This window comes from Pseudoalteromonas sp. c7(2019) (assembly GCF_011378625.1).
GTDB lineage: Bacteria > Pseudomonadota > Gammaproteobacteria > Enterobacterales > Alteromonadaceae > Pseudoalteromonas > Pseudoalteromonas arctica.
In genome coordinates, this window is sequence record NZ_WTKS01000003.1 from 289,925 (window position 1) to 303,502 (window position 13,578).

Sequence of the window (13,578 nt, forward strand, 5' to 3'; positions counted from 1 at the left end):
TTGTGCTGTTAGAGTGTAAAATTATCTAAATCTTGGTTAGGTTCAAAATCGCCAAGCCTTTCAAGCTCAGTATCTTGCTGCATTTGCTCGTGCCAACGCGCCTCATCCCAAATTTCAAATTTATTCATCAAACCAACTAGCATGATTTTTTTGCCAAGTGATGCATGAGCCCTCAGTGACGGCGCAAGCAAAATTCGACCATTTTTATCAAGTTGATATTCAGTAGCATTCCCGAGCAACATACGCTGCATTCGACGGGCTCGTGGGTTCATATTGGAGATTTTAGCTAAACGGCTTTCTATTTCTAGCCACTCAGCCAGCGGATACAACCATAAACACGGCTCATTTAATGCGACGGTACAAATAACCGTTCCCTGATCTTCAGACAATAGAGATTCTCGGTACTTAGTCGGTACCGCAAAACGCCCCTTATCATCCAAACTCAGTGAACTCGCGCCACGAAACATAAAAAACCTACTTTAAAATTGTTTTATTCAACTTTTGTTTATTTTTATCCAGTGTGATCCACTAAAAACCACTTTTTACCACAGTGCTCCAGTTTAGGGCTTGACAAGCCATTTTGTCAAGTAAGCTGACCAGCTTTAGTAAGTCCCAAAGCTAGAAAAAATAAGGGCTCAAGCGAAGCGTTTGAATTACGTGGGAAAAAGTGGGATTGTGATGAAAAAAATATCTATTCTGTTTTTTATAACTTTCTGTTTACACGCTTTGCTTACTGAATAACCAATGAATATTTACAACTTTTTAAGCATTTTTACTCCCTTTGTAAAATTTACCTAACCGTGTAGTAATAGTTACTGTTTGCTTTAAATTACCAAATACAAAAAGTTATATACAAACAACAAAAACAAACAAAATCAATAATTTAAAATAAATAACAGTTTTGGTTTAATCATTGCATCATCTAAATCACTATTTAAATTTTTAACTTATTAAGGATTGATTATGGCTACTGCAACAAATACGAAACCAAACACAACTTCAGATGTTAAGCCTGACGTTAAACTAACAAATACTGAATCACCTCTTACAGAGAAAGCAACATCAGCGGCGCACGATGCTGTAGATGCACTTTCTAGCAAAGCAGCAACAGCTGAAAGCAGTGTTCGTAAAGGCGCTTCGAGTTCAGCAGAAGCACTAAGCGAAAAACAACTTATTGCACGCGAAAAGTTAAGTGAATGTACAGCTAAAACCCGTGCATTTGCTTCTGAAAATCCATTAGCAACCGCGGGTATTGCTTTTGCTGCGGGTATGCTGATTACATCACTATTTCGTCGTAAGTAATCAGTGATGAATAACCCACAAACAAGCGCAGCCAAGGATGGTGAAGCGCAAAACCAAACTACTGAGCAGCAGAGCCAAAAGGACGATTGGCAAGATCATATTGCAAAGCTTTTAGAGTACTCTAAGCAGCTCAAGGACGATTACCAAACTCAAGGAAAGATCACCCATCAGCTTGCTAAAGCTGAATGGCGGTTATCGCTTAGATCGCTTGCATTGATCACTATATTTTTAGGCTGTTTTGCCAGTGGTTTGGTTTTGTTGTGGGCAGGAGTATTAGGTGCTGTTGGATACGGTGTATATGATCTTTTTGGGTCAGTATGGTTGAGTATTGCAACAGCTGCTTTGCTGCAAGTTGCTTGTTTAGCATGGCTTTGGAAAAATACGGTTTACCTAAGCAATAAAATTGGCTTTAGTAAAACGCTCAAAAGCTTAAAACAACTGTTTAACTTATAAGGAAATTATCATGTTAGTTAACTACTTAATCAAAGCACCTAATGAAAACGTTGATGCTCTTAGTAAGCAAATGGACACGCGCAGCGAGTTAAAACGCCAACATCATGCGGCATTTCAATATAGACTTAAGCGTTTTGCCGCAACTAAAGTGGGACTAACAAGTGCCTTTTTAGCCGGCGCAGCTGTACAAGCAGGGAAAGGCGAAACCAGCTTGGTAAGAAAATACGGCTGGCTTGTTAGGCTGTTTGCTTAAACGTTAAACATTTCTACCGTGATCAGATAAGTAATCAACACTTGGGCCATTTGGCACAACTTGTGTTGGATTGATCATTGTATGGCTAAAATAGTAATGACGTTTAATATGATAAAAATCAACTGTCTGTGCTACTCCCTTAACCTGATATAGCTCTCTAAGGTATCCGCTCAGTGCAGGATAGCTTTCAATTGTGCGTAAATTACATTTAAAGTGGCCAACATACACACTATCAAACCGAATGAGCGTGGTGAATAATCGCCAATCAGCCTCTGTGAGGTTATCCCCTGTTAAATACCGCTGTTTGCTCAGTATCCCCTCTACTGTATCGAGTGCTTTAAATACATCGTTAAACGCCTCTTCATACGCATCTTGAGTTGTAGCAAAGCCCGTACGATAAACACCATTATTTATATTTGGATAAATCAGTGTATTTAATTCGTCAATTTTTGGTTGCAGTGCCTCAGGATAGTAATCATCGTTATTACCTGTTAATTCATTAAACGCACTATTGAACATACGTATAATATCGGCAGACTCATTACTGACAATTCTATTGAGCTTTTTATCCCACAATACGGGAACCGTTACTCGCCCAGAATACTCAGGGTTATTTTTTGTATACACTTGATGTAAGTAATTACTATTAAATAATGCATCGCCAGTACTGTGGTTTTGCGTATCAAAAGCCCAACCACTATTAAGCATGTCAGGGCTAACAACCGACACCGTAATTAAATCTTGCAGCCCTTTTAACGCTCTAAATATAAGCGTTCGATGCGCCCAAGGACACGCAAGTGACACATATAAATGATACCTGTTCGCTTGAGCTTTAAAACCGGCCTCGCCCGTTATTCCAGCGCTACCATCTGCAGTGATCCAGTGACGTAACTGCGCTGTTTCGCGTTCAAACTTACCGTTACTTGAATCGGTGTCGTACCATTTATCTTGCCATTGACCGTTAACTAATAATCCCATAAAACTCTCCTAAAAATACCGTTAAATTTTGCCAAACTCGCCGTTTTGATAATCACGCACTGCTTGCTGTACTTCTGCTTGCGTCGTCATTACAAACGGCCCCATATGAGCAATCGGTTGATTAAGTGGATCGCCTGCTAAAACCAAAACACCAGCGCCGTGCTCAGAGCTAATATTAATATCACTGCCTGGTTCCAAAATAAGTAACTTGCCCGCTGGTATTGTTTGATTGTCGCTCATTATTAGTGAGCCGCTATGAATATAAAGCATTACTTTTTGTTGGCTAAGAGGCTCTAAATAGATGTTTTTACCAGCGGGTAATGTAATATCAGCGAGCGCCGCATTAGCCGCTAAACTTTGCAGAGCGCTTGTAAGCGTTTCACTTTCGAACTGCCACGATCCCGCAAGTGATTTTAACGTCACACCTTGCGTATTTGTAAAACTCGGAGCTGGGTTTTTAGTAGTATCTTGATAACGTGAATCACGCATTTTTTCTGCGCTTGGCATGTTGATCCAAATTTGAAAGCCATGCAGTCCATCTACAGCATCCGCGAGTGGCATTTCACTGTGCATGACGCCGCGCCCTGTACTCATCCATTGCACATCGCCTGCTTTAATTGCTTCTCTGTTACCCATTTGGTCACGATGTTCAAAGCCACCTTTTAGAATATAAGTAAACGTTTCAATACCTCGGTGCGGATGCTCAGGAAAGCCTCCCATATAATCTTTTTTGTCGTCTGACTTAAGTTCATCAATCATTAAAAAGGGATCTAAATATTTACCATCAAACCCAGGTATACGGCTAATACTCACACCATCGCCATCTTGAGTTGCATAAGCTGTAAGTATTTTTGATATTTTCATTTATTAATTCACTCTAAAGAATAAGTTTATGGGGTTATTAAATCATCCATTAAACAAAACAACTATGTCTTTAAATCGACCTTAACATTCCAAAAAATAGAACTATAATGATTCATTGGTTACATTTTCAACCTTATAATTACTATGGTTATTTGGAGTGAATTTGGCTACAATTGTTATTGCAAAATACAAAACTAAGGAATGGTTATTTTTACTTATTCTCTCAAACATCAGCTTTATCGTTTACTTATATTGCTAAGTATTCCGGGCACCGCTGTAATTATTTTTACACTGCTGCTTGAACGCGATCACTCTATTGAGCAAAGTGAAAAAAAAGTAGAAAATATTGCTAAGCAATTAATTTTACAGCAAAAGCACTTAGTCGATGATATTGACCGTTTAGCGCGTTATTTGGCTAAAGAGGAAAGTAAGAAAGAAAATTTAGCAACGACCTGCCCTAATTATTTTAATCAATTTAGATCTATTTACGCACATGTTGCCAATATCGGGATTATAGATCCAAATGGCATTGTTATATGCACAACAAGCGGGTTAGCCAAAACAATTAATATTGCCGATCGGGCGTATTTCCAAAACGCCTTAAAAAGTAACCAATTGTCGGTAGGTTATTTTCAGCACGACCGAAGTCTGCAAAAAAACACCCTTAACTTTGCGTTACCTATTATTAATAAAAAAAATGTAATTCAGGGCGTTGTAGTTATCGTTGTTGCGCTTGACTGGTGGAACAATGCTTTTAATGACATTGAACTTCCGCCAGGCTCTATTGCTGCAATTGCTGATTCTAACGGAAAAATTTTAGCGCGTTATCCACCTACAACGGCCGCGCTTGGCGATAATATTGCACAGACTTTATTAGCAACTGATTCTTCGATTGATAATGAGGCATCAACAAAAATAAAGTCTATTGAAGGTGAAGCCCGAATGCTTCATCACTCTGTTATTTACAGCGATCCGAGTAATAACAGCTTAAATATACATATCGCACTTCCTGTCACACATGCTTTAAAGCAAATAAATAATAATTTTTTTATAGCGATTGGTGTGTTTATTTTATCGCTGCTGATACTGTCTTTAATTGCACGTAAACTACTTAAAACCAGCATTATTGACCCAATTAATAATCTAACAAATGCAACAAACGTATTGGCTAAGGGCGAAATGCCGTCACAAAAAATACAACCCAATAATCCAGAGCTAAATACTCTCTATCAGCGTTTTAAATCAATGGCGCAAACTCGGTTAACAGCTGAGGCTAATTTAAAAAACAAGCATGATGAGCTTACTAGCTTGCTTAATACTCTGCCCGATAGTTACGTTAGAATTAACATCCATGGCGATATTCTCAACATAACAGGACAGTTTAAGCCTCAAGTAAATCCTAACAGCACTGTAGTACCTCATTTATCATCAATTCTTTCACACAGCAATGTTCAGCTTTTGTTATCGCAGTTATCTAAACTTGATGTTTCGAGCAATTTAGAATTCACACTCGAAAAATCAGATCCTAAACGCAGCTTTGAAGCACGTATTAGCGCAATGCAAAGTAAAAATGAATACGTTGTTGTGCTACGAGATATAACACAACGAAAAGTAAATGAAGAAGCACTCCACCTTGCCTCACTAGTGTATAACAACAGTAGTGAAGGCATGGCAATCACCGATCCAACGGGCATTATATTTGATGTAAATCCTGCGTTTTGTAAAACGACTTTATATAGTAAAGAAGAAGTTATTGGCCGGTCCTCTTCAATTCTTTCATCAGGAAAACATGATAAGAATTTTTACAATAAAATGTGGTCTGAATTACAGCAAACAGGCCGCTGGCAAGGCGAGGTTATTAACCGTAAAAAAAACGGGCAGCTTTATTCTGAGTGGCTCACTATCGATACTATTTATGACACAAACAACGCACCTATTCGTCGTATTGCGATATTCACAGACCTCACAGAAAAAAAACAAGCTGATGAAACCATTTGGCGACAAGCTCATTTTGATCACCTAACTGACTTACCAAATCGTTTAGAGTTAAAGGAGCGATTAAATCAACGATTTTCAAATGTTGTTACTCCAGATAATCAATTGGTTGTCATGCTTTTAGATATTGATCACTTTAAAGATATTAATGACACATTAGGCCATCACTATGGCGATAACTTATTAAAACTCGTATCTCAGCGTATAGTCCAGTCGGCAAAAAACGCTGAGTTTGTGGCACGAATTGGGGGAGATGAGTTTGTTATTGTATTTAGTCACATTAAAAGTACGCGCCATATTAATCAAATTGCGAATAATATTTTACTTAGTCTATCGTCAGCTTTGCATCTTGAAAACGAAGAGTTATTTATTAGTGCAAGCATAGGCATTGCTTGCGCTCCTAATGATGGTGAAAATACTGAACAGCTTTTAAAGGCAGCCGATCAGGCTATGTATAAAGCAAAAAGTAATGGTCGTAACTGTTTTGAGTTTTTCTCTGCTGACATGCGCGAATATGCACACGCGCGCATGGTGCTATTAAAAGACTTACGAAGTGCCATAGAACTTGAACAGTTTGAGTTATTTTATCAGCCCATAGTTGCTTTAAATGATTTACATATTCATAAAGCTGAAGCGCTTATTCGTTGGCAACATCCCGAAAAAGGCCTAATTAGCCCTATCGCATTTATCCCACTTGCTGAAGAAACCAGGCAAATAAATGCAATTGGTCAATTTGTATTTGCCCAAGCTTTGCAAACACTTAACGATATAAAAACACTAACCGATGATACTTTTCAAATAAGTGTAAACGTATCGCCAGTGCAATTATCCACGCCAGAGAGTGGCATAGATGAATGGTACGATATGCTAAAAGCAGCAAAACTGCCTGCTTCGTCAATTGTCGCAGAAATAACTGAAGGCTTAATGGTTAACCCTGAAGCACTTACGCAAAGACGCCTAAAAGAAATAGTAAAATCAGGAATGCAGCTTGCTCTTGATGATTTTGGTACCGGGTATTCGTCGCTCGCTTACTTACAAGAAATGGACACCGACTATTTAAAAATAGATAAACGTTTTGTTGATAATATTCAAATAGGCAGTCAAGAACTTGCATTGTGTGAAGCCATCATTGTTATGGCGCATCAGTTGGGCTTAAAAGTAATCGCCGAAGGAATTGAAACTAAATTACAAATGCAGCTACTACTTGAAGCAGGATGCGATTACGGTCAAGGTTATTTATTTTCAAGACCTTTAAATAAAAGCAGTTTTATGGCACTTCTAGCTGATAAAAAAGTAGCTTTGTTAAAATAAATAGACAAAAAATCACTGTTACGCAATAAATAATGCGTCTGCGCGGTCAAGTTAAGCAATCAGATATAAAGTAGTAACAGGATTTAAAAATGGCAAAAGCAACATTAGAGCAATGGCGAATGTTTAAAGCGGTTGTGGATCATGGCGGGTTTGCAGGCGCAAGCGCAGCTGTACATAAAAGTCAGTCAACCGTACACCATGCTGTGCAAAAACTTGAAGCCGCCTTGCAAATTAAGTTGCTTGAAGTAAAAGGCCGTAAAGCATTTTTAACCGATAGCGGTAAGCTGATTTTACGCAGAGCCGAGTTTTTAATTGAAGAAGCGACTAAAATAGAATCGGTAGCAAGTACGCTAAGCGAAGGCGTAGAAAGCACATTAAAAATAGCTGTTGATGAGGTTTTTCCACACGCTATTTTATACCAAGCACTTGCTAAAACGAGTGAGCTTTACCCTCTTTTAAAAATTGATTTAGTAGAAAGCGTGCTAACAGGTGCAAACGAATTATTACATAACTCAGTGGTTGATTTAGCCATTTCATCAATTCCTATCTATGGAATTAGCTGCAGTACGTTATGCGATATAGAGTTTATAGCGGTTGCGCATAAAGACCATGTATTACACCAACATACTGAACAACTCAACTTTCGTGATTTAAAGCTACATAGACAAATAGTAGTGCGCGATTCAGCAACCCACACCAGTCACAACGAAGGCTGGCTAGGTGCTGATATGCGCTGGACAGTAAGCCACTTACGTAACTCTATTGATATGGTTAGTCAAAATTTAGGTTATGCTTGGCTGCCAAAAACACAAATTGCACACTTAATTGAAGATCAAACCCTCATTGCACTTAATTTAGACCAAGGTACAACCCGCACTCTTAATTTATATTTAATGTGCAACGACAACGATAGGCTTGGTCCTGCAGCACAAGAATTTAAAGAGCAAATTACTGCACTTACTAATTTAGCTAATTAATAGCTATTCATTTTTTACATCGAGGTGATCTGCTACATAGGCGCCTCGCTGCCCACGCTCTTTAGCCGGCCCTACAGTGCTATCTTTACCTGTTTGCTGCTCAGTAGCTGCATTAATTACAGCACCTAATGTGATTATATAAGCGCTGATATACAACCACATCAGCATGATCACTACACCACCTAGTGAGCCATACGTTTCGTTGTAACTAGAAAAGCGCGACACATAAAATGAAAAACCTATAGATGCTAAAATCCACAGCACGGTAGCAATAGACGACCCCATTGTGATCCAACGCCATTTAGCAGGTTTACGATGTGGGGCATAACGATATAAAAGTACCAATGCAAAATTAAAGGTAAAAGCCAATAATGGCCAAGAAATGAGTTTAATTAATAAATCTATACTTTCTTTTAGTCCCACTAAATTAAGTACAATAGGTAAAATACCAATAATTAATAGCGCAAAAATTGCGACTACAATCGCTCCTACCGAAAATAGAAAACGGACTAATTGAGCCTGAAAAAATGAGCGTTTTTCATATTCACGATAACTAATATTACATGCAGTAATAAGTGCTTGGCTGCCCTTTGAACTACTCCAAATAGTAAGTATGAGCGTACCAATTGCACTTAAGCTCAAGCTTGCACTTGATGTTTTAGCAAGGCTAGAAACCTGAGATAAAATCAGTTCGCTGGTGCTTGGTGGAAGCAAAGTAACTATTTTACTTAAGTGCTCACTAATATCTGTTGGGGATGAAAAGTACGCATACACTGATACCATCGCCGCAATGGCTGGAAAAATAGCAAGCAGTGCATAAAATGCGACACCTGCAGCTACTATTGATAAATTATCTTCGCTCATTTGCTTAAAAATACGTTTAACAATATCCCACCAACCTATAAAAGGGATATGTGCAGGCTGCTCTGCTTGCTGTCCTCGTTTAGCTTCTTTCATTCTAAACCTCAATATTTGTATTACGTTACTACAGCAAAATATTTGCCAAGTTATAAGCGTTTGGTACCAAACTTGCTAATATTTATCTATAAAAGACTCTAACACGGAAGATAAGCCATGCTCGGTACCCTAAAAAGCAGTGTAGCGCTAAATAATACAACACCAATAACTGAAGTGATCAAAGTTGATACACTTTCGTGGAACTTCTTTTATGAGCAAGGCGTGCAATTACTTCACGTAACAGCGCAAATATTACCCACTATTTTACTCGGTATAATGCTTTTAGTACTCAGTTACTTAATTTCAGGACCACTTTCTAGATTACTAATCAAACCCATTGACTATATGACTGACAGCAAGCTTGTTCACCTAGTTATAAGGCGCAGCATAAGCACCCTAATAATTTTATTTGGGGTATATTTATTTTTACGTTTAGCAGGGCTTACTCAGTTTGCTGTTGCTATTATGAGTGGGACTGGGTTAATAGGTTTAATACTCGGCTTTGCTTTTAGAGACATAGCAGAGAACTTTATTGCCAGTTTATTACTGAGCGTACAAAGACCTTTTAAAATTGACGACGTAATTGAAGTGGATGGCCGATTAGGTATTGTTAAAAAAGTAACAGCAAGAGCAACCACACTTGTTGATTACGATGGCAATCATATTCAAATACCCAATGCGACTGTATATAAAAATACCATTAAAAATCTGACTGCCAATCCAAAAATGCGCGGCAAAGTAGAAATTGGTATTGGCTACGATAACGATATACGCAGCGCACAAACCCTCGCCCTCGATATTGCCAATCAACAAAATGCGGTACTTAGCGACCCACCCGCGCAAGTTTTAATAAAAAATTTAGGCTCATCTACTATTAACTTCGTTTTGTATTTTTGGGTTAATAGCGAGCAGCACAGTCCATTAAAAGTAGCCTCACAACTTATGCGCGAATTAGTCAATGAGTTCACAAAACAAAACATCAGCATGCCTGATGACGCACGAGAAAGAATTATACTCACCGACCCTAACGACAGTATTTCTAGTTCAGATCGAAAACAACCATCGCAAATACAAAACGGAAAGAATGAAACTGTTGAGCAAACTAAAACGCTTGATGATGTAAGCAGTGATACCGACGAAATACGTGAACAAGCAGAGCAATCTCGCGATCCAGAACAAGGGAAAAATATTATTTAATAATGCTTAAATTGTATTAACTAAAATTTAAACACAAAAAAGCCCGCAGTATTAACTGCGGGCTTTTTATTGAATGAGTGAGTCAGCCGTATAAGCCGGGTTTTGTCCTTTCCGAAGAAAGTGATAATCATTCGTCTAGGCCATAAATCGCTCTATGGCTCAAGCAACCTACCCGGTTCCAACGTGGGCCACGCCATAAGGAACCCTATTTGGTCTTGCTCCGAGTGGAGTTTACCTTGCAACCGACTATTACTAGCGGCCCGGTGCGCTCTTACCGCACCCTTTCACCCTTACCAATCGAGATTGGCGGTCTCCTCTCTGCTGCACTTGTCGTGGGCTCACGCCCCCCAGCCGTTAGCTGGCACTCTGCCCTATGGAGCCCGGACTTTCCTCCCCCTGATCATTTTCGTCACAGGCAGCGATCATCTTGGCTGACTCGGCGCGCAGTATACATGAGGCTAATACCAAGCGCAGTAAAATTTACTCTTTTTCTTCAATAATTGTTTTGTATAAAGCGTTTTTCTTCATTCCAAAGTATTCAGCAACAACGCCACAGGCTTTTTTCATTGGCATTTCACTTTCAAGAAGTGCCAGCATTTTGCGCGCTTCAGGCGGAACATCGTCTATTTGCTTTGGTTTGCCCGCAAGCATAAGCACTATTTCGCCGCGCTGCTTGGTAGGATCATCAGTTAAAAACTGTTTAAGCTCACTTACACTACCATTAAAAAATGTTTCAAAGGTTTTGGTTAGCTCTTTAGCAAACACAACTTGCTGCTCATCACCTAGGGCTAGTGCTAAATCATCAAGGCTTGCCATAATACGGTGCGTACTTTCGTACATTATGCTGGTAATGCCTGAGTTAACAGCTTCGATAAAAAAGTCTTGGCGAGCTTTGCTTTTAGCTGGCGTAAAACCAATAAACTGAAAGCGGTCGGTTGGTAAGCCTGAACAACATACGGCTGTAATTGCAGCACATGCACCTGGAACAGGTGTAACATGAGCGCCTTGTTCGCGACACAGATTTACAACAGCGTAGCCTGGATCACTAATTAGTGGTGTACCAGCGTCAGATACTAAAGCAATATTTAAACCTTGATTAAGTTGATCAATAATTTGTTGTGCTTTTTGCTTTTCGTTGTGGTCGTGTAATGCAAACGTTTTTGCCTTAATTCCAAAGTGGCTAAGTAGCTTGCCGGTATGGCGAGTGTCTTCAGCAGCTATTAAGTCAACTTGCGATAATGTCGCAATGGCACGGTGACTTAAGTCGTCATAATTGCCAATTGGGGTGGCAACAATGTAAAGAGTGCCAATTTTCTGTGAATTCTCCTCATTTAACATTGAGGTCTCCTGCGTCAGTCAGTAATATAAGCAAATCGCGTTAACGTATTGGGAAATCATTGTGCGACTTAAACTAGTTAGTCTATTAATTATATTGTCAGGGTTATCGGCGTGTAGCACAACCGAAAAACCAACTAAAAACAGCGATAACGTAAGTAACCGCACTAATGCACTGCAAAATCAGGCAACCAGTGCGCAATCCATCTATCAATTGGCGCAAAACCGCCAAGGTGCCGATAAAATACAGTTATTGTATAGCGCCCGTGATGCAGCAATTAGTGAGCAAAACTGGCCTTTATTGGAGATAATTGGTAATGAGCTTGAATTAACCGCAAGTGTTGATCAAATCCAGAACCGTCTTTATATTGCATTTGCACAAAAACAACAGAATAAAAATGATCAAGCTTTGGTTATTTTACAGTCGCTAGACGGACAACTGACTCAACCTGAGCATTTTGCTTGGCATCAGTTTTTAACGGCCAGCATTTACGCATCGCAAAATTTTCCTAAAAAAGCTGCACCCTACTTTTTTAGAGCCTCTGAAACAGCAACAAAAAATAATATAGAAATCCCTCAACTTAATCAAAATTTGTGGGATAACTTAAAACAACTTTCTTCTTATGCACTTGAACGTTTTAACCGTGGTTCGGTCATTCAGCAAGGGTGGGCTAACCTAGCCTTATATCATCAAGTATATGCTAGTAGTGGCGTAGAGTTAGATCAAGCGATCAACAATTGGCGCAGACGCTATATTGGGCATCCGGCTTTTACTGTATTACCTGAACAAGATGAAATGCTTACTGAACTTGCTCCTATCAATATAGAGCGCTTAGTTGTGCTGTTTCCACAATCGGGCCCTAACGAACGTTTAGGTGATGCCCTTAAAGCTGGCGTATTAGCTGCACTTGATACGCAAAATATCAACGACACTATTTTTATTGATGAAAACTTAAGTACAGAAGAAATTGCAGCGCAACTTGAAGAAATAAAGCCTGACTTTGTAATTGGTCCTCTACTTAAAGCAAATATTGATAAACTTGCCAATGCACAAACTCTTATTGATACTCCGGTACTGCATTTAAACACCTTTGATGGTGAGCGAATTTCGCTTCAGCATTATTACTTTGCACTAAACCCTGAGCACGAAGTACAACAAGCCTTAGAACACTTTTTAACTAAGGGCTATCAAAAACCTATGTTGCTTGCACCAAATAACGCAAATGGCCAACGCTTGGTTGATTACTTTAACTTACAGTGGCAACGCTATAGCGAAACCAAGCCGCAAATAGGTTTTTATAACGATAAAAAAGATATGCCTAATACAATTACCAGCTTGTTAGAAGTTGATAAATCAAAAGAGCGCATAAAAACGATTAAAGCACTATTTAAACAGGAAGTAGAAAACGAAACCCGTTCGCGTAGTGATATAGACGTTATTTATATTTTGGGTGATGCAATAGAAACACGCTTAATTAAACCTTACCTTGATGTAAACGTAAGTACATTTGCAGATCGTATTCCACTTTATGCCAGCTCTAAAAGTCATAGTAAACAAATTGACAGTACTGACAAAGGCGACTTAGACGGCCTATACTTCACTGAATTGCCGTGGATGCTCGATTCGCAAATTAAACAACATAACTTACGCCAGCAGTATGATTCGTTATGGCCAGAGCAAGTAGATATTAGCCAACGCTTATTTGCAATGGCGTACGATGCTGTATCAATATTACATGACATCAGGCAGTTAAGCGTAATGCCAGGCAATCAATATAGTGGTTTAAGCGGTAAGTTATCTGTTAATACCAGCGGCCATATAGAACGCACGCTCGACTGGGCTCAATATACAAACCGTCGCATTAAGCCTGTGCAATTAGAAACACAACGCCCTGTACCATTGTTTATGCAATCAGCGGGTGACATACAAACTATCAATTAAACTTAATTAAGGGG

At 39.1% G+C, this 13,578-nt stretch carries 12 protein-coding genes and 1 other RNA gene; 7 read left to right on the forward strand and 6 right to left on the reverse strand.

Features of this window, described 5'->3' with window-relative positions; genetic code table 11:
- Positions 1 to 8: 8 nt before the first annotated feature.
- Positions 9 to 467 carry a division/cell wall cluster transcriptional repressor MraZ gene (mraZ, locus tag GQR38_RS04980; protein WP_007582904.1) on the reverse strand — a complete coding sequence of 153 codons (459 nt, stop codon included), beginning with the start codon at positions 465 to 467 and terminating at the stop codon, positions 9 to 11.
- Positions 468 to 963: 496 nt separating this feature from the next.
- Here mraZ and GQR38_RS04985 point away from each other — a divergent pair, with 496 nt between their 5' ends.
- The 3 genes from GQR38_RS04985 to GQR38_RS04995 are packed head-to-tail and all read left to right on the forward strand — an operon-like array spanning position 964 to position 2,008.
- Entirely contained in the window at positions 964 to 1,302 is a 339-nt protein-coding gene (locus GQR38_RS04985) for a hypothetical protein (protein ID WP_010554292.1), read from the forward strand.
- 6 nt (positions 1,303 to 1,308) lie between these two features.
- Positions 1,309 to 1,755 (forward strand): hypothetical protein, encoded by a 447-nt coding sequence (locus GQR38_RS04990; protein ID WP_165721137.1) that lies wholly within the window; start codon positions 1,309 to 1,311, stop codon positions 1,753 to 1,755.
- 10 nt (positions 1,756 to 1,765) lie between these two features.
- Complete coding sequence (locus GQR38_RS04995; RefSeq protein ID WP_007582895.1) at positions 1,766 to 2,008, forward strand: hypothetical protein; 243 nt, start codon at positions 1,766 to 1,768, stop codon at positions 2,006 to 2,008.
- A 3-nt stretch (positions 2,009 to 2,011) separates the two neighbouring features.
- Here GQR38_RS04995 and GQR38_RS05000 read toward each other — a convergent pair whose 3' ends face one another.
- Positions 2,012 to 2,986, reverse strand: coding sequence for a glutathione S-transferase family protein (locus GQR38_RS05000; protein ID WP_165721138.1), 975 nt, complete (start codon positions 2,984 to 2,986; stop codon positions 2,012 to 2,014).
- A 21-nt stretch (positions 2,987 to 3,007) separates the two neighbouring features.
- Entirely contained in the window at positions 3,008 to 3,850 is an 843-nt protein-coding gene (locus GQR38_RS05005; RefSeq protein WP_010554288.1) for a pirin family protein, read from the reverse strand.
- 201 nt (positions 3,851 to 4,051) lie between these two features.
- Here GQR38_RS05005 and GQR38_RS05010 point away from each other — a divergent pair, with 201 nt between their 5' ends.
- Both GQR38_RS05010 and GQR38_RS05015 read left to right on the forward strand, forming a co-directional pair.
- A complete protein-coding gene (locus tag GQR38_RS05010; protein WP_165721139.1) occupies positions 4,052 to 7,156 on the forward strand; it encodes an EAL domain-containing protein in 3,105 nt (1,034 codons plus the stop codon).
- Positions 7,157 to 7,245: 89 nt separating this feature from the next.
- Positions 7,246 to 8,133 (forward strand): LysR family transcriptional regulator, encoded by an 888-nt coding sequence (locus tag GQR38_RS05015; protein WP_010554286.1) that lies wholly within the window; start codon positions 7,246 to 7,248, stop codon positions 8,131 to 8,133.
- A gap of 3 nt (positions 8,134 to 8,136) precedes the next feature.
- On the opposite strand, the gene GQR38_RS05020 is transcribed toward GQR38_RS05015, so the two are convergent.
- A complete protein-coding gene (locus GQR38_RS05020; protein ID WP_007582878.1) occupies positions 8,137 to 9,090 on the reverse strand; it encodes a YihY/virulence factor BrkB family protein in 954 nt (317 codons plus the stop codon).
- 117 nt (positions 9,091 to 9,207) lie between these two features.
- Here GQR38_RS05020 and GQR38_RS05025 point away from each other — a divergent pair, with 117 nt between their 5' ends.
- Entirely contained in the window at positions 9,208 to 10,287 is a 1,080-nt protein-coding gene (locus tag GQR38_RS05025) for a mechanosensitive ion channel family protein (protein ID WP_165721140.1), read from the forward strand.
- A gap of 75 nt (positions 10,288 to 10,362) precedes the next feature.
- On the opposite strand, the gene rnpB is transcribed toward GQR38_RS05025, so the two are convergent.
- Positions 10,363 to 10,725: RNase P RNA component class A (gene rnpB, locus GQR38_RS05030), an RNA gene on the reverse strand.
- A 42-nt stretch (positions 10,726 to 10,767) separates the two neighbouring features.
- Positions 10,768 to 11,625, reverse strand: coding sequence for a 16S rRNA (cytidine(1402)-2'-O)-methyltransferase (rsmI, locus tag GQR38_RS05035; RefSeq protein WP_138488543.1), 858 nt, complete (start codon positions 11,623 to 11,625; stop codon positions 10,768 to 10,770).
- A 61-nt stretch (positions 11,626 to 11,686) separates the two neighbouring features.
- Here rsmI and GQR38_RS05040 point away from each other — a divergent pair, with 61 nt between their 5' ends.
- On the forward strand, positions 11,687 to 13,564 hold the full coding sequence (locus GQR38_RS05040) for a penicillin-binding protein activator (protein ID WP_007582872.1): 1,878 nt from the start codon (positions 11,687 to 11,689) through the stop codon (positions 13,562 to 13,564).
- The last annotated feature ends 14 nt before the right edge of the window (positions 13,565 to 13,578 follow it).